Source organism: Nocardioides sp. YJ-D4 (assembly GCF_054031495.1).
Genome location: NZ_CM132932.1, coordinates 2,530,877 through 2,545,959, shown reverse-complemented (window position 1 = coordinate 2,545,959; position 15,083 = coordinate 2,530,877). Strand labels below are relative to the sequence as shown.

General features: G+C 68.6%; 18 protein-coding genes and 1 tRNA gene. 14 read left to right on the top strand and 5 right to left on the bottom strand.

All coding sequences use genetic code 11. The annotated features are described in order from the left end of the window. Window position 1: 1 nt before the first annotated feature. The 7 genes from nuoN (at window position 2) to ACW14X_RS12075 (ending at window position 7,636) form a co-directional block, all read left to right on the top strand. Window positions 2–1,546, top strand: coding sequence for an NADH-quinone oxidoreductase subunit NuoN (nuoN, locus tag ACW14X_RS12105; RefSeq protein WP_457166062.1), 1,545 nt, complete (start codon window positions 2–4; stop codon window positions 1,544–1,546). Further along, window positions 1,543–2,556, top strand: coding sequence for a polyprenyl synthetase family protein (locus ACW14X_RS12100; RefSeq protein ID WP_457165752.1), 1,014 nt, complete (start codon window positions 1,543–1,545; stop codon window positions 2,554–2,556). Before nuoN ends, ACW14X_RS12100 begins: the two co-directional genes overlap by 4 nt. A gap of 200 nt (window positions 2,557–2,756) precedes the next feature. Next, the gene (rarD, locus tag ACW14X_RS12095) at window positions 2,757–3,674 is read left to right on the top strand and encodes an EamA family transporter RarD (protein ID WP_160025668.1); all 918 of its coding nucleotides are present in this window, start codon (window positions 2,757–2,759) and stop codon (window positions 3,672–3,674) included. Between the two features lie 218 nt (window positions 3,675–3,892). Next, the gene (locus ACW14X_RS12090; protein WP_160025667.1) at window positions 3,893–4,969 is read left to right on the top strand and encodes a sulfate ABC transporter substrate-binding protein; all 1,077 of its coding nucleotides are present in this window, start codon (window positions 3,893–3,895) and stop codon (window positions 4,967–4,969) included. A 7-nt stretch (window positions 4,970–4,976) separates the two neighbouring features. Beyond that, window positions 4,977–5,816 carry a sulfate ABC transporter permease subunit CysT gene (cysT, locus tag ACW14X_RS12085; RefSeq protein WP_160025666.1) on the top strand — a complete coding sequence of 280 codons (840 nt, stop codon included), beginning with the start codon at window positions 4,977–4,979 and terminating at the stop codon, window positions 5,814–5,816. After that, window positions 5,809–6,651, top strand: a complete 843-nt coding sequence (locus ACW14X_RS12080; RefSeq protein WP_457165751.1) for a sulfate ABC transporter permease — start codon at window positions 5,809–5,811, stop codon at window positions 6,649–6,651. Before cysT ends, ACW14X_RS12080 begins: the two co-directional genes overlap by 8 nt. A 13-nt stretch (window positions 6,652–6,664) precedes the next feature. Beyond that, window positions 6,665–7,636 carry a sulfate/molybdate ABC transporter ATP-binding protein gene (locus ACW14X_RS12075; RefSeq protein ID WP_160025664.1) on the top strand — a complete coding sequence of 324 codons (972 nt, stop codon included), beginning with the start codon at window positions 6,665–6,667 and terminating at the stop codon, window positions 7,634–7,636. Between the two features lie 94 nt (window positions 7,637–7,730). Here the strand turns inward: ACW14X_RS12075 and ACW14X_RS12070 are convergent, their stop codons facing one another. Together ACW14X_RS12070 and ACW14X_RS12065 are read right to left on the bottom strand one after the other, a co-directional pair. Then, window positions 7,731–8,189 (bottom strand): RrF2 family transcriptional regulator, encoded by a 459-nt coding sequence (locus ACW14X_RS12070; protein WP_160025663.1) that lies wholly within the window; start codon window positions 8,187–8,189, stop codon window positions 7,731–7,733. A gap of 39 nt (window positions 8,190–8,228) precedes the next feature. After that, window positions 8,229–8,723: an SRPBCC domain-containing protein gene (locus tag ACW14X_RS12065; protein ID WP_457165750.1), complete on the bottom strand. Its 495-nt coding sequence runs from the start codon at window positions 8,721–8,723 to the stop codon at window positions 8,229–8,231. Between the two features lie 77 nt (window positions 8,724–8,800). Here ACW14X_RS12065 and ACW14X_RS12060 point away from each other — a divergent pair, with 77 nt between their 5' ends. From ACW14X_RS12060 to ACW14X_RS12050, 3 genes are read left to right on the top strand one after another with little or no spacing between them, the layout of a single operon-like run. Continuing rightward, a complete protein-coding gene (locus tag ACW14X_RS12060; protein ID WP_457165749.1) occupies window positions 8,801–9,262 on the top strand; it encodes a 6,7-dimethyl-8-ribityllumazine synthase in 462 nt (153 codons plus the stop codon). Then, on the top strand, window positions 9,259–9,708 hold the full coding sequence (locus ACW14X_RS12055) for a PaaI family thioesterase (RefSeq protein ID WP_457165748.1): 450 nt from the start codon (window positions 9,259–9,261) through the stop codon (window positions 9,706–9,708). The genes ACW14X_RS12060 and ACW14X_RS12055 overlap by 4 nt, the downstream gene beginning before the upstream one ends. A gap of 10 nt (window positions 9,709–9,718) precedes the next feature. Beyond that, window positions 9,719–10,321, top strand: coding sequence for a TetR/AcrR family transcriptional regulator (locus tag ACW14X_RS12050; protein ID WP_457165747.1), 603 nt, complete (start codon window positions 9,719–9,721; stop codon window positions 10,319–10,321). On the opposite strand, the gene ACW14X_RS12045 is transcribed toward ACW14X_RS12050, so the two are convergent. Beyond that, window positions 10,312–10,803 (bottom strand): YajQ family cyclic di-GMP-binding protein, encoded by a 492-nt coding sequence (locus tag ACW14X_RS12045; RefSeq protein ID WP_160025658.1) that lies wholly within the window; start codon window positions 10,801–10,803, stop codon window positions 10,312–10,314. The genes ACW14X_RS12050 and ACW14X_RS12045 overlap by 10 nt on opposite strands. A 152-nt stretch (window positions 10,804–10,955) precedes the next feature. Here ACW14X_RS12045 and ACW14X_RS12040 point away from each other — a divergent pair. Both ACW14X_RS12040 and ACW14X_RS12035 read left to right on the top strand, forming a co-directional pair. After that, a tRNA-Tyr gene (locus ACW14X_RS12040) sits at window positions 10,956–11,037 on the top strand. Window positions 11,038–11,144: 107 nt separating this feature from the next. Continuing rightward, window positions 11,145–11,849 carry a PPOX class F420-dependent oxidoreductase gene (locus ACW14X_RS12035; RefSeq protein WP_457165746.1) on the top strand — a complete coding sequence of 235 codons (705 nt, stop codon included), beginning with the start codon at window positions 11,145–11,147 and terminating at the stop codon, window positions 11,847–11,849. A 6-nt stretch (window positions 11,850–11,855) separates the two neighbouring features. Here the strand turns inward: ACW14X_RS12035 and ACW14X_RS12030 are convergent, their stop codons facing one another. Continuing rightward, window positions 11,856–12,734, bottom strand: a complete 879-nt coding sequence (locus tag ACW14X_RS12030) for a helix-turn-helix domain-containing protein (RefSeq protein WP_457165745.1) — start codon at window positions 12,732–12,734, stop codon at window positions 11,856–11,858. 140 nt (window positions 12,735–12,874) lie between these two features. Here ACW14X_RS12030 and ACW14X_RS12025 point away from each other — a divergent pair, with 140 nt between their 5' ends. Next, entirely contained in the window at window positions 12,875–13,801 is a 927-nt protein-coding gene (locus ACW14X_RS12025; protein WP_457165744.1) for an alpha/beta hydrolase, read from the top strand. A 6-nt stretch (window positions 13,802–13,807) separates the two neighbouring features. Here the strand turns inward: ACW14X_RS12025 and ACW14X_RS12020 are convergent, their stop codons facing one another. After that, window positions 13,808–14,581 (bottom strand): carbonic anhydrase family protein, encoded by a 774-nt coding sequence (locus ACW14X_RS12020; protein WP_457165743.1) that lies wholly within the window; start codon window positions 14,579–14,581, stop codon window positions 13,808–13,810. Between the two features lie 122 nt (window positions 14,582–14,703). Between ACW14X_RS12020 and ACW14X_RS12015 the strand changes: the two genes are divergently transcribed. Then, entirely contained in the window at window positions 14,704–15,078 is a 375-nt protein-coding gene (locus ACW14X_RS12015; RefSeq protein ID WP_350713428.1) for a VOC family protein, read from the top strand. Window positions 15,079–15,083: the final 5 nt, after the last annotated feature.

Here is a 15,083-nt window from a genome sequence, read left to right as displayed (position 1 = left end):
GATGTTCGAGTCCCCCGGAATTTCGTACGCCACCCTCTGGCCCGTCCTGCTGGTGCTGGCCGTGGCGTGCGCCGGTGTCGTGGTGGAGGCCTTCGCGCCGCGTGCCGCGCGGTTCAACACCCAGGTGTCGCTGGCGTTGGCGGGCCTGGTCGCCGCACTCGCCGGGACCGTCGCCGTCGGCGCCGGGTCCAGCCTCGGCGTCTCGACTGGTGAGGGTGCGCTCATCGTCGACGGCCCCGGGGTCTTCTCCCAGGGGCTGGTGCTGCTGGTCTCGCTCGGCGGCGTCGCGCTCTTCGCCGAGCGACGTCTCGACAACGGCGTGAGCGCCTTCGCCGGTCAAGCCGCGGCCCTGCCGGGCACACCTGCCGAGCGCACCGCCTCCCAGCGAGGGCTCGAGCACACCGAGGTCTACCCGCTGATGATGTTCGCGGTCGGCGGGATGATGCTCTTCTGCATCTCCGGTGACCTGCTGATGCTCTTCGTGGCGCTCGAGGTGCTGTCCCTGCCGCTCTACCTGCTGACCGGGCTGGCACGCCGTCGCCGGCTGCTCTCCCAGGAAGCGGCGCTGAAGTACTTCCTGCTCGGCGCGTTCTCCTCCGGCATCTTCCTCTACGGTCTCGCGCTGGTCTACGGCTTCGCCGGATCGATGTCGCTGGCCGAGATCGGTGAGGTGGCGGCCGAGGACGGCTCCAGCCCGCTGCTGCTCCTCGGCATCGGCCTGATGGCTGTCGGCCTGCTCTTCAAGACCGGTGCCGTGCCCTTCCACTCCTGGACCCCCGACGTCTACCAGGGCGCCCCGACGCCGGTCACCGCGTGGATGAGCGCGGCCACCAAGATCGCCGCCTTCGCCGCGATGCTCCGGCTCTTCTACGTCGCCTTCGGTGTCGAGGGCGACATCTGGCGCCCGGCGATCGGCGTGATCGCGGTGCTGACGATGCTGCTGGGCGCCTCCTTCGCGGTGGTCCAGACCGATGTGAAGCGGATGCTCGGCTACTCCGCCGTGGCCCACACCGGCTTCCTGCTGACCGGCCTCCTCGGCGTACAGACCGACGCCTTCGGCTCCACCCAGGCGGTGCTCTTCTACCTGACCGCCTACGGGTTCGCCACGCTCGGCGCCTTCGCGATCGTCTCCCTGGTGCGAGGGCCCAACGGCGAGGTCAACTCGTTGGACCGCTGGGCCGGCCTGGGGCGTTCCAACCCCTGGGTCGCGGCGACCTTCGCCGTCTTCCTGCTCTCGATGGCCGGGCTGCCGCTGACCGCCGGTTTCATCGGCAAGTGGGGCGTCTTCGCAGCCGCGCTGGGCGCCGGTCAGTGGCCCGTCGTCGTGGTCGCGATCTGCTCGAGCATCATCGCGATCTTCTTCTACGTACGCGTGATGATGCTGATGTTCTTCACCGACCCGCGCGAGGACGCAGCCACGGTGATGACCCCGTCGTACGCCACCACCGTCGTGATCGCACTGAGCGCTGTCGCCACCGTCTTGTTGGGTGTAATTCCGGGCCCTGTGCTCAGCCTGTTGGTGGATGCGGGAGGATTCATCGGGTGAGCACCAGCGCACCCACCGACCGAGCCCCTGAACTCGCCCTCCCGATCACCGATCCCGAGCTCGAGCAGCGGCTGCGCGCTCGGCTGGCGATCGTGGAGGAGAAGCTGGCGGGCTACGCCCGCAGCAGCTCCCCGTTCGTCACGGAAGCGGCCTCTCATCTGCTGGAGGCCGGCGGCAAGCGGTTCCGGCCGTTGCTGGTGCTGCTGGCCGCCGAGTACGGCCCGGACAAGCTCGCCGACGAGGTCATCACCGCCGCCTGCGTCGTCGAGCTCACCCACCAGGCCTCGCTCTACCACGACGACGTCATGGACGAGGCGCTCGTGCGCCGCGGTGAGGACACCGCCAACGCCCGCTTCGACAACCACGTCGCCATCCTGACCGGCGACTTCCTCTTCGCCCGCTCCTCGGAGCTGACCGCCCAGCTGGGCCCGGAGGCCGTACGCATCCAGGCGGCCACCTTCGCCAAGCTCGTCGAGGGTCAGATCCTCGAGGGCGTCGCGCCGCCCGAGGGTGTCGACCCGGTCGACCACCACCTCGAGGTGCTGGCCGGGAAGACCGGCGTCCTGATCGCCACCTCGGCTCTCTACGGTGCGCTCTTCGCCGGCGCGGACAAGGAGATCCAGGACGCCCTGCTCGCCTACGGCGACATCGTCGGCGTCGCCTTCCAGCTCTCCGACGACATCCTCGACATCGCCTCCGACGAGTCCGGCAAGACGCCCGGGACCGACCTCCGTGAGGGCGTACCGACGCTCCCGGTGCTGCTGGCCCGCCGCTCCACCGACGCTGCCGACGCGAGGCTCCTGGAGCTGCTCGACAGCGACCTCACCGACGACGCGGCCCTGGCCGAGTGCGTCGGCCTCCTCCGCGCCCACCCGGCGCTGGCGGAGGCCCGCGCCTACGTCCAGTCCCGCGCCGAGGAGGCCAAGGCCGCTCTCGCGCCGCTCCCCGAGGGCCCCGTCCGCACGGCTCTCGAGGCCTTCGCCGACATCGTCGCCGTCCGCTCCGTCTGACGTCTCACGCGCTGGTCGAGCCGCCGGAGCCGCTAGGCGGAGGCGTGTCGAGACCAACACGGTCGCATATGGGCTGTGTTGGTCTCGACACCGCTCGCTGGCGCTCGCGGGCTCGACCAGCGCGGCAGGTCTGGTGGGGTGGGAATCCAGGGCGCGATATTCGGTAAAGGGATTCGGCGGGATGGCAGTACCGTGGCGACGTGAATGAGCAACGGCGTGGAGTGATGTTCGGCGCCGCTGCCTACATCATGTGGGGAGCGTTCCCGCTCTACTTCCCGCTCATGGAGCCCGCCGGGGCCTGGGAGATCCTGGGCCACCGGATCGTGTGGTCGCTGGTCGTGGCCGGAGCGCTGGTGCTGATCGTGGGGCGCCGCCAGCAGGTGGCCGCGATCCTGCGCGACCGGCGCAAGCTCATGCTGCTGACAGCGGCTGCGGCGGTGATCTCGATCAACTGGGTGACGTACATCTGGGGTGTCAACAACGGGCGGATCGTGGAGACGAGCCTGGGCTACTTCACCAACCCGCTGGTCACGATGTTGATGGGCGTGATCATCCTGCGTGAGCGGATGCGGAAGCTGCAGTGGGTCGCGCTCGGGATCGCGTTCGTGGCCACCGTCGTGCTCACCGTCGACTACGGCCGGCTGCCGTGGGTCGCGCTGATCCTGGCCTTCTCGTTCGGCACCTACGGGTTGCTCAAGAAGAGCGCGGGCGTCGGGCCGTTCGAGTCGCTGGCCGTCGAGACCGCCGTGACGGCGCCGTTCGCGCTGGCGCTGATCATCGCTCTCCAGGCGACCGGCAACGGCACGCTCGTCGGCCACGGTGTCCTCCACGTACTCCTCCTGATCAGCCTCGGCATCATCACCGTCGTGCCGCTGGCCTGCTTCGGCGCGGCCGCCATCAGGGTGCCGATGGTCACGATCGGGCTGCTCCAGTACCTCGCCCCGATCCTGCAGTTCGCCGTCGGCGTCTTCATCGCCCACGAGGCGATGCCTCCCGGCCGCTGGGCCGGCTTCGCGATCGTCTGGATCGCCCTGGTCATCTTCAGCGCCGAGGCCGTCCACCATCGCCGCAAGGTCCTGCGCGAGAGCGTCGCGCCGCTGAGCACCACCGGCGCCTAGCCGAGACGTCACCCCCGCCGGCCGAGACGTCACTCAGGTCGGTCGAGATGGCACCCCGGTGCCATCTCGACCGACCTAGGTGACGTCTCGGCGACTGGTGGCCGTCCAAGGAGCGGACCGTTCGGGCGTTTTCACATCCACTCGACTAATTCAAGTATTCTCCTCGACATTCGTAACCCGATCGACCTTGACTCGGCAGGGCAGAAGTGAGGAACCAGATGAAGAAGATCAAGGTTGCAGTGGCCGTGGCCGCTGCGAGCATCCTGACCTTGACCGCGTGCGGTGGCTCCGGCGGCGACAGCGACGCGGAGTCGATCTCCATCGTCGGCTTCGCCGTCCCCGAGACGGCCAACAAGGCGATCGCCAAGGAGTTCAACAAGACTCCTGAGGGCGAAGGCGTCACCTTCCAGACCTCGTACGGCGCCTCGGGTGACCAGAGCCGTGCGGTCGAGTCCGGCTTGAAGGCCGACTACGTCCACCTGTCCGTCGGCACCGACGTACAGCGCCTGGAGAAGGCCGGCCTCGTGGACGCGTCGTGGGACGACGGCGACAACAAGGGCATCGTGTCCAGCTCGGTCGTCGTGCTGGGTGTTCGTGAGGGCAACCCGAAGAACATCCAGGGCTGGGAGGACCTGATCAAGCCCGGTGTCGGCGTGGTCACGGCCAACCCGGCCTCCTCCGGCGCCGCCCGCTGGAACGCGCTGGCCGCCTGGGGCTCCGTGGTGAAGAACGGTGGCACCGAGGAGGAGGGCAAGGCGTACCTCGACAAGCTCTTCAAGAACGTCGTCACCCTGACCAACTCCGGCCGCGACGCCACCACCGCCTTCCTCGGCGGCACCGGTGACGTGCTGCTCGCCTACGAGAACGAGGCGATCCTCGCGGCCCAGCAGGGTGAGGGCTTCGAGTACATCATCCCGGACTCCACCGTGCTGATCGAGAACCCCGGCGCCATCCTCAAGGACTCCTCCAAGCCGTCTCAGGACTGGCTCGACTTCGTCCTCGACCCCAAGGGCGGTCAGAAGCAGTTCGCGCTGACCGGCTTCCGCCCGGTCAACATCGCCGAGCCCGGCGTCGTCGACTGGGACGCGATCGGGCTCAAGCCGGAGGACATCAAGGGCGCCAAGGACCCGGCCGACCCGTTCCCGGCGCCGAAGCAGCTGCTCACCCTGGAGAACGACTTCGGCGGCCGCGACTGGTCGGGCGTCAAGGAGAAGCTCTTCGGCACCGGTGAGGACGGCGAGGCTCTCGGCATCGTGACCGACTCGATCGCCAAGTCCGGCAAGGCCTCGCAGTAGTCCGGTCATGACGACAACCATCCCTACGGCCCGGCCGGCTGCCCGTCGCAGCCGGCCGGGCAACACTCTGACAAGGACCAGCGGCATCGGGCTCGGCATCACGATGCTCTGGTTCAGCCTGCTCGTCCTCATCCCGCTGGTGGCGGTGATCATCACCGCCTCCAGCGGCGGCTGGTCCGCCTTCGCGGACCAGCTCACCAACGAGCAGACCGCGTCGGCGATCCTGCTGACGATCCGTGCGGCCATCGTGGTCACCCTGATCAACGTCGTCATCGGCACCGTGATCGCCTGGGTCCTGGTCCGCGACAAGTTCTGGGGCAAGGGCCTGCTCGAGGTCATCATCGACATCCCGTTCGCACTGCCGACGATCGTCGCGGGCCTCGTGCTGCTCTCCCTCTACGGCGCCGAGTCACCCCTCGGCCTGCACTGGGCGAACACGTCGACGTCGGTCTACCTCGCCCTCGCCTTCGTGACGCTGCCCTTCGTCGTACGCATGGTGCAGCCCGTCCTCGAGGAGCTCGACACCGACGTGGAGGAGGCCGCTGCCTCCCTGGGGGCCTCCCGGTTCACCACGTTCTGGCGGATCATCCTGCCGTCGCTGGCTCCGGCCATCGCGGCGGGCGCGGCGCTCTCCTTCGCGCGCGGGATGGGGGAGTACGGCTCCCTGGTCCTGCTCTCGGGCAACCTGCCGTTCAAGTCCGAGGTCGCCTCGGTGCGGATCCTGTCCGCGATCGAGAACGACAACCCGGAGGGCGCGGCGGCGATCGCGGCGTTGCTGCTGGGCGTCTCCCTCCTCGTCATCGTCGTCCTCGACCTGGTCCAGAGGAGGATGGTCCGCCGTGGCTGAGACCCGTCGTGCTCCCCGCACCCTGCTGACGTACGTCCTTCGCGTCATCGTCATCGCCTACCTCGGGCTCCTGGTGGCCTGGCCGGTGGTCCTGGTCGCCTGGAACGCCTTCTACGTTCCCGACATCGGGTTCACGACCGAGGCGTTCACCGCGATCTTCAACGACCCGCAGATGATGCACGCGATCCAGCTGACCTGTGTGGCCGCAGTGGTCGCGACGCTGATCAACCTGCTCTTCGGCGTCTCGATCTCGCTGCTGCTGGTGCGTACGGAATTTCCCGGCAAGCGCATCCTGAGCGCGATGATCGACCTGCCGTTGTCGGTCTCGCCGATCGTCGTCGGCCTGGCGCTCGTGCTGGTCTACGGCGGCCGCGACGGCTGGTTCGGGCCGACGCTCGAGTCGGCCGGGATCCAGATCATCTTCTCGACGCCGGGCATCATCATGGCGACCGCGTTCGTCTCGCTGCCGCTGGTGATCCGCGAGGTCATCCCGGTGCTGGAGGAGATCGGCACCGAGCAGGAGCAGGCCGCCGCGTCACTCGGCGCGAGCAGCTGGCAGACGTTCTGGCGGATCACGCTCCCGGGCATCAAGTGGGCCGTCATCTACGGCGTCGTGCTCACCCTGGCCCGGTCGCTGGGCGAGTTCGGCGCGGTCAAGGTCGTCTCCGGCAACGTGCTCGGCCAGACCCGCACCGCCACCCTCGCGGTCGAGGAGAAGTACCTCAACTTCGACCAGCAGGGCGCGTACGCCGTCGCCTTCCTCCTCGCCAGCGTCTCGGTCATCTGCATCCTCATCGTCTTCGTGCTGCGCGCCCGCGGTGCGCGCGTGCGGTGAAAGGACACATCCCATGAGCATCGAAGTAAGTGGTGTCAACAAGCGTTACGGCGACTTCGTCGCCCTGGAGGACATCAACCTGACCATCCCGACCGGGCAGCTGACCGCCCTGCTCGGGCCCTCCGGTGGTGGCAAGACCACGCTGCTGCGGGTCATCGCCGGGCTGGAGACACCCGACACCGGGTCGGTCGTGATCGAGGGCAAGGACGCGACGTCGCTGCCGGTCCAGAAGCGCAACGTGGGCTTCGTCTTCCAGCACTACGCCGCGTTCAAGCACCTCTCGGTCGCCAAGAACGTCGCCTTCGGCCTGGAGATCCGCAAGCGCCCCAAGGCGGAGGTCGCCAAGAAGGTCGAGGAGCTGCTCGAGCTCGTCCACCTCTCGCAGTTCGCCAACCGGCTGCCCTCGCAGCTCTCCGGAGGCCAGCGGCAGCGAATGGCGCTGGCCCGGGCGCTGGCGATCGAGCCGTCCGTGCTGCTGCTCGACGAGCCGTTCGGCGCCCTGGACGCGAAGGTACGCAAGGAGCTGCGCGACTGGCTGCGACGGCTCCACGACGAGGTGCACGTGACCACCGTCTTCGTGACCCACGACCAGGAGGAGGCCCTCGAGGTCGCCGACGAGATCGTGGTCGTCAACCAGGGTGGCATCGAGCAGATCGGCACCCCCGAGCAGCTCTACGACGAGCCCGCCAACGACTTCGTGATGTCGTTCCTCGGCGACGTCACCACCCTGGGCGGGTCCCTGATCCGGCCCCACGACGTCGAGGTCACCCCCTCGCCGATCTCCGAGCACTCGCTCGAGGGCACCGTCTCGCGCGTCCTGCGGATCGGCTTCGAGGTACGCCTGACGGTCCTCACCGACGACGGTGAGGTCGTGACCGCCGAGCTGACGCGTACGCATGCCCGGGCTCTTCGGCTCGAGGAGGGCGTCAACGTATTCGTCACGCCGTCGCCGGGGGCTTACACGATGCCGGCGCCGGCGGCGTAGGGGTTCCTTCACCAAGGTATGCAGCCGAAGGCCCACATCCCCAGCGGAGTTCCGCGCGGGATGTGGGCCTTTCTCGGCATACCGTGCCCGAGGATCAGTGAGGCAGCCACGCCTCGTCGCGCGCGGTGCGGGTGGTGACCTCGTCGGGCAGCTCACGGGAGGCGAGCTCGGCGATGGAGACCTTCTCGAAGACCTCGCGCAGCGAGTCGCGGGCGGCGATCCACACGTGCTGGAGGACGTCGGCGCGCTCGTTGTAGGTGACCCCCTCGGGGCGCAGCCCGTAGACCGAGACCAGCGGACCGTCGACGGCGCGGATCACGTCGGCGACGGAGACGTCCTCGGCCTTCCGGGCCAGGCGCCAGCCGCCCGACTGGCCGCGCTGTGAGATGACCACGCCGGCCTTGCGGAGGTCGGCGAGGATCGCCTGCAGGAACCCGTGAGGGATCTCCTGGGCGCGGCCGAGCTCCTCGGCGCTGACAGCTTTTCCGTCCTCGCGCGCGGCCATCTCGATGAGGGCGCGGAGGGCGTAGTCGGACTTGGCAGATACTCGCACGGCCACATTCTTGCAGATGAATGCAGAATTTCGCTCAACCTAGTGGTCAAGTCCACTTTCATTCACGAGCGTCTCGGATCGCACCTTGAGAGCCGCGGCATGCCGCCGGAACCCGTCGGCGACCCGCTCGGGCCCGGCCAGCCCGACCAGTGGACCGGAGAACTCCTCGACCGTCTCGTAACGCGTCGGCCCGCCGGGCCGCTGGGTCAGCCGCTGGTGACGTACGCCCCGTACCAGGCCGAGCCGCGCCGGCCAGCCCTCATAGACATAGGCCAGGTACGCAGTCGCGACCCCGTCCTCGCCGACCGCCGGCGGCTCGAGCGCCGAGATCCGCTCCGGCGAGCGCGAGCGGCCGCCGTTCGCCCAGGTCACCTGCAGCACGATCGGGTTGCCGACCGCCGCCGGCTGCGCGGTCTCGGCCCGGACGACGAACGGGTTCCACGCGGCGTACGACTCGGTCTCGACCATCACCCGCCACACCACCTCGATCGGAGCGTCGATCTCGACCGAGGCTCTCGGGTGCTCGTAGCTCACGGCTGGATCATAAGTCCCTGGTTGTTTTAGAGATATCTCGCTAATATCGGGTCAAACGTCCAGCAAGGAGTGAAGCCATGACGCAGGTGCCCACCCCATCAGCCCGTGCCGAGCGGATCGCGGTCATCGCCTCGCGCTGGCACTCCGACATCGTCGACCAGGCGGTGAAGGCGTGCGTCGACGACCTGGCGAGCCTCGGGATCTGGGAGGTCGACGTGATCCGGGTGCCAGGGGCCTACGAGATCCCGCTGCGGGCACAGCGGCTCGCCAGGTCGGGGGAGTACGCCGCGATCGCGGCTTGCGCGCTGGTGATCAATGGCGGGATCTACCGTCACGAGTTCGTCGCCTCGACGGTGGTCGACGCACTGATGCGGGTGCAGCTCGAGACGGACGTGCCCAGTTTCTCGGCCGTCCTGACCCCGCTCAACTTCCACGAGCACGACGAGCACCACGGCTTCTTCCGCGACCACTTCGTCCTCAAGGGCCGCGAGCTCGCCCGCGCGATGGCGGACGTCCTCGCCACATCCAGGGCCGCATGACCTCCGAGATCGGTCTGGCGGTGGAGCGCCGCATCCGCGAAAGCTTCGCGAAGCAGGGGCTGATGACGCACCTCGGTGCGCGGATCGCGTCGGTCACGCCCGGCCGGGTCGTCATCGCCCTTCCGCATCGAGCCGAGGTGACCCAGCAGAACGGCTACATCCACGCCGGCGCGACCAGCGCCATCGCCGACAGCGCCGGGGGATACGCCAGCCTGACCCTCTGCCCGCCGGACAGCGACGTGCTCACGGTCGAGTACAAGATCAACCTGGTCGCGCCGGCCGTCGGCGAGCGGCTCGAGGCCGTGGGCGAGGTCGTCAAGGCCGGACGTACGCTCACCGTCACCGCTCTCGACGTCCATGCCGTCCGCAACGGATCGCGCACGCTCGTCGCCACCGGCCAGCAGACGGTGATGTGCCTGCGGCCCCGCGCTGACGGCGCCGTCTAGGCTCCGCGGCATGGGACGACCGGCCAGACATGGCGCCGAAGCGCTGCTCGACGCAGGCGTACGGCTCTTCGTCGACGGCGGCGCACGGGCAGTGACGATGGCCGCGGTCGCCCGAGAGGCAGGGGCGCCGAGCGGGTCGGTCTACCACCGCTTCCCGGACCGGTCGGCGTTGCTGCACGCTCTGTGGCAGCGGGCGGTCCAGGCCTTCGACGAGCCCTACCGCGACCAGCTCGGCGAGGATCCCACCCCGCGACGGGCCGTCGAGATGGCCGTATGGGTGGTCGAGTGGTGCCGTGAGAATCAGGCTTCGGCGATCGTCCTGCACGCCGGGAAGACGGCCTTCTCGCCGGAGCAGTGGTCAGCCGCGGATACCGCGGCCACCGAGGCGTACGAGGCCTCCCGTGACCGCGCGGTCGCGGCCCGGGTCAAGCAGGTCGCCAAGGCTGCCGGCAGGCGTCCCGACGAGGTCGCCTTCGCGATGCTCGAGATGCCGATCGCCGTCGTACGCCGCTCTCTTCCCGGCCCGGTGCCCGCCGACGCCACCGACCTCGTCCGGCGCCTCGCCTCGCTGATGATCCTCGGCGAGGCGGCGCCTGCGACGGATCAGCGGTAGTTGATGAACTGCACCGCGAAGTCGTAGTCCTGGCCCTTGACCAGCGAGATCACGGTCTGCAGGTCGTCGCGCTTCTTGGAGGAGACGCGGAGCTCGTCGCCCTGGATCTGCGCCTTGACGCCCTTGGGGCCCTCGTCGCGGATCAGCTTGGAGATCTTCTTGGCGTCCTCGGAGGAGATGCCCTCCTTGAGGGTGATCGAGATCTTCGACTGCTGCCCCGACTGGCGCGGCTCGCTCGCGTCGAGGATCTTCAGCGACTGCTTGCGCTTGATCAGCTTGTCCTGGAAGACCGAGAGCACCGCGCTGGCGCGGTCGTCGGCGGAGGCCGAGATCTCGATCCCCTGCTCACCGCTCCACTCGATGGTCGCGTTGGTCCCCTTGAAGTCGAACCGCGTCGCGATCTCCCGCGCGGTCTGGCTCAGCGCGTTGTCGACCTCCTGGCGATCGATCTTGCTCACGATGTCGAACGACGAGTCCGCCATGACTCTCTCCTCTAGCTTCTGACCAGGACTGTGCGCCCCGGGAACGTACCTGTCTCACCCTAGGACCTCGTGCCGTTTTCGTACGCCGCCAGCCCCTGCGCTATTGTTTATTGCTGTCGCGATCCCCTTGACCGGGGCGCGCGCACAACCCAGGCAGATTGCCCGAGCGGCCAATGGGAGCGGACTGTAAATCCGTCGGCTTTGCCTTCGAAGGTTCGAATCCTTCATCTGCCACGCCTGGGAGAACACCCCGGTGACCAGCGGAAACGTTGGCCACCGGGGTGTTTCGCTTGTCCGTGCCAGTCGTGACACGACAGGGCCGTTCGGCTACGGTGACCAGCGTGCGCGACAGTCGAGCAGAGATTGTGAGCGACCTGCTCGACCTGCTCCGTTCGGTTGAGCTCGAGACGGTCTGGACCTCGTTCGACACGGGTGTGGACCTGAGGGCAGAGGTCGAGCGCATCGAGTCATCTCACTCGGACGGAAGCGCGTCGGCGGAGGAGCAACTGGCCCTGCTCTTCGCCCCCACCGGCGCGCTCCAGGAAGTTGCCATGAGCAGCGGCTTTCACGACGAGTACCTGCGCCTGGCCAACAGACACGACAAGTTCGCGACCAGACCGAGGAGCAACATGGCAGTCGAGGCAACTCCAGCCCCCGCTGGGAACGACGAGTTCTGGCGGGAGCGGCGGATCTGCTTCTTGACCACGAGCCGGCCGGATGGCAGCCCGCATCTGGTCCCGGTGGGGGTGACGTTCGATCCGGAAGCCGGGGTCGCGCGCGTCATCAGCAGCGCGGGCAGCAAGAAGGTTCGCAACGTACGCGCGGCCGGGCCCGACGGCGCTCAGGCGGCGGTCAGTCAGGTGGACGGGCGGCGGTGGTGCACGTTGGAGGGCACGGCGGTGGTCAAGGACGACGCGGAGTCGGTGGCTGAGGCCGAGCGGCGGTACGCCGAGCGCTACCGGCAGCCCCGGCCCAACCCGGAGCGCGTGGTCATCGAGATCACGGTGACCCGGGTGCTTGGTAACACCCGTCCTTCGGGCTGGTGAGCGCTCTTACGGGGAGCGGACGGTAAGTCCGTCGGCTTTGCCGGGGTTCGCATCCCACGAGGTCAGGATGCGGAGGCGGTCGTCCGACGGGCTGCCGGCGGGGGCGGTCAGCACCATGAGGCGCTGTCCGGAGCCGTCCGGGCTCTGCCAGGTGTCGCAGTCCAGGGTCAGGTCGCCGACCACGGGGTGGTGGTACTGCTTCGTCCCGAAGCTCGCGGAGTTCACGTGCCGCTCGGCCCACCACGTACGGAAGTCGGCGTCTCGCACGGAGAGCTCGCCGACGAGCACGGCCAGCTCGGGATCGTCGGGGTCTGTGGCAGCCTCCATCCGGAGGGCGGCTACGGCATCGCGGGCGTCGTGCTCCCAGGTGGCATGCAGGGCGCGCACGATCGGGTGGGTGAACATCAGGCGGATGTAGTTGCGCTCTGGTTCGGGAATTGTCGAGAAGTCGGTGAAGAGGGCCGCGGCGGCCCGGTTCCAGTCGAGGACGTGGAGCCTCCGTCCGAGGACCAGCGCCGGCGTATCGACCAGCTGATCGAGGAGTCGGCGCGCGGCGGGCCGGATCTTCTGCACGGTCCGTCGTCGTCTGGGGAGCGCGTCGACCTTGCCCGCGATCTCGTACAGATAAGCCTGCTGGTCCTCGTCCAGCCGAAGTGCGCGAGCCAGCGTCTCCAGAACCGATGCGGACGCCTTCACCCGCCCCTGCTCGAGGCGGGTGTAGTAGTCCACGCTGATCACGGCAAGGGCTGCGACCTCTTCCCGGCGCAGACCGCGTACCTTCCGGTGATTTCCCAGGTCAGGCAGGCCTACCTGACCTGGGGTCAGGCGCGCTCGGCAGGCTTTGAGGAACGCTCCGAGCTCATTGGGCACCGCTGGATTGCTCATACGTCAATTGTGGCCGGGGGCGACGAAGCCTGGGAGGGAAGGAACGTTCCCAGGCAGAAGCTCGCCGCTTTTGCGCTCCTTCGAAGCGGTGGAAGTTGGGGTGTGCCGGATGGACCGGCCCAGCAAGAAGGAGAGAACTCGTGGTCACCAAGTTGGACGTCACTTTCGACAGCGCGGGGATTCAGATCGCCGCCCACCTCTATGTCCCCGCCGGCGCCAGCGACGCGCCTGCCATCGTCGTCGGTCACCCGGGAACGGGCGTCAAGGAACAGGCGTCGGGGCTGTACGCCGCACGGCTGGCCGAGCAGGGCTTCGTCACCGTCGCCTATGACGCCGCGTACCAGGGCGCGAGCGGTGGTCTTCCCCGAGGGCTGGAGGACCCGGCTCAGCGCATCGAGGACATCAAGGCGGCGGTCTCGTTCCTGACCACCCGACCCGAGGTGGACAGCGAGCGCATCGGGGCCCTCGGCATCTGCGCGTCGGGTGGCTACTCGCTGCCGGCGACCGCCGGCGACCACAGGATCAAGGCGCTCGGGACGGTCTGTGCCGTCGACGTCGCCCGCCAGTTCCGGCTCGGTTCCAACGGCACCCAGGATCCGGCCGTGTTCCAGGCGATGCTCGACGGGGCCGCGGCTGCCCGTACGGCCGGCGCCAACGGCGACGATCCCGGGATGTTGCCGCTCTTCCCCGCGACCGCGGACCAGGCGCGAGCCATGGGCGGCGAGCACGCGGCCGAGGGGTTCGACTACTACTGCACCCCGCGTGCCGAGCACGAGAGGGCCGCCAAGGGGTTCGACTGGACGAGTATCGACAAGATGGCCACGTTCGACGCCTTCGCGCAGGTGCCGCTGATCGGGCAGCGACCGCTGTTCATGGTGGTCGGCACCCGTGCGGAGACCGCCTGGATGTCGATCGACGCCTTCCAGCGAGCGGTCGGGCCGAAGGAGGTCTTCTGGGTCGAGGGCGCCAGCCACGTCGACCTCTACGACCGGGAGCCCTACGTCGGCGCGGCCGTGGAGAGGCTGGGCGCCTTCTTCACGCAGAACCTCGGCGTTCCGGCCAGCTGATCAGCTTCAGAGGAGCCCTCGGTCGGTGAGGACGATGCGGTCGTTGATGTCCTGGACGTCGCGCCGGTTGCCGGTCGGGAACATGGTGCGGAACCGGTCGATCTGGCGGGATGAGGCGGTGATCGGGTCGGTGAGCATGACCCACTGGACGTGCTCGGTGTACGGCGCGGTCGTGAGGGACCCGTCGTAGCGGTAGGAGGTGTGCCGGCGGGGCAGGAGGGCGCCGACGTCGATGTGGCCGACGTGGTCCGCGGTCGAGCACTCCGAGACCAGGTGGTCGTAGAGGCGACCGAGGGTCGGGTTGACGAGGCCCGGGCGGACCCAGACACCGACGACGAGGGTGTGGCCGGAGGCGTCCTGGTGCACGAAGTGCATCTCGATCGGGTAGTCCCGGGCGGAGAGCAGATGCTCGCTCGGGGTGTGCCAGTGGAACTGCACCAGGCCGTACGTCACCCCGGCCATCTCGAGCGAGCCGACGCCGGGCGGGAGCTCGGCGCGCACGGTCTCCTCGTTGCCGCGGACGGTGCAGCCGTCGGGCTCGTCGGCGTCCTCGCGGATGTACTTCATCGTGACGGTCGCGTCGTGGGGATAGTGGACGTGCAGAGCGGGCAGGTGCTCATGCTGGGCGCCGCCGCGGTAGATGCGGATGGGGCTCTGGTGCGGTGGGCCGGCGGAGGTCGCGGATGCGGCCGCTGACGAGGGCAGAGCGGTGAGCCCCGCGATGGCGGCGGCTCCCTGGAGCAGGGCGCGACGGTTCATCCCGACGGTGGTGCGCTTCATGGAGATCTCCCGAGATCTACCGGGTCGATGTGTGACCCGTGGACCGCAATACGTACCACGAAATGCGGTCGGCGGCGTCGCATCCGCGACCTAGAGTCGTCATGACGCGAGAGGAGAATCCGATGAGCGTCCAGCTGAACCACACGATCGTCCACGCCTCCGACCGGGACGCGATGGCGACTCATCTGACCGAGATCCTCGGGCTTCCGGAGGCCCAGGTCTTCGGCCCGTTCCGGGTCGTCGAGCTCACCAACCAGGTCAGCCTCGACGTGGTCGAGGACCAGGACTTCCGGCCGCAGCACTACGCGTTCAAGGTCTCCGAGACCGAGTTCGACGAGATCTTCGGGCGGATCAAGGAGCGCGGCATCACCTACTGGGCCGACCCCTTCCACCGGCGGGAGGGGCAGATCAACCACAACGACGGCGGTCGCGGCGTCTACTGGGAGAGCCCCGACGGACACAACCTCGAGATCATCACGGTGCCGTACGGCGGCTGACCGTC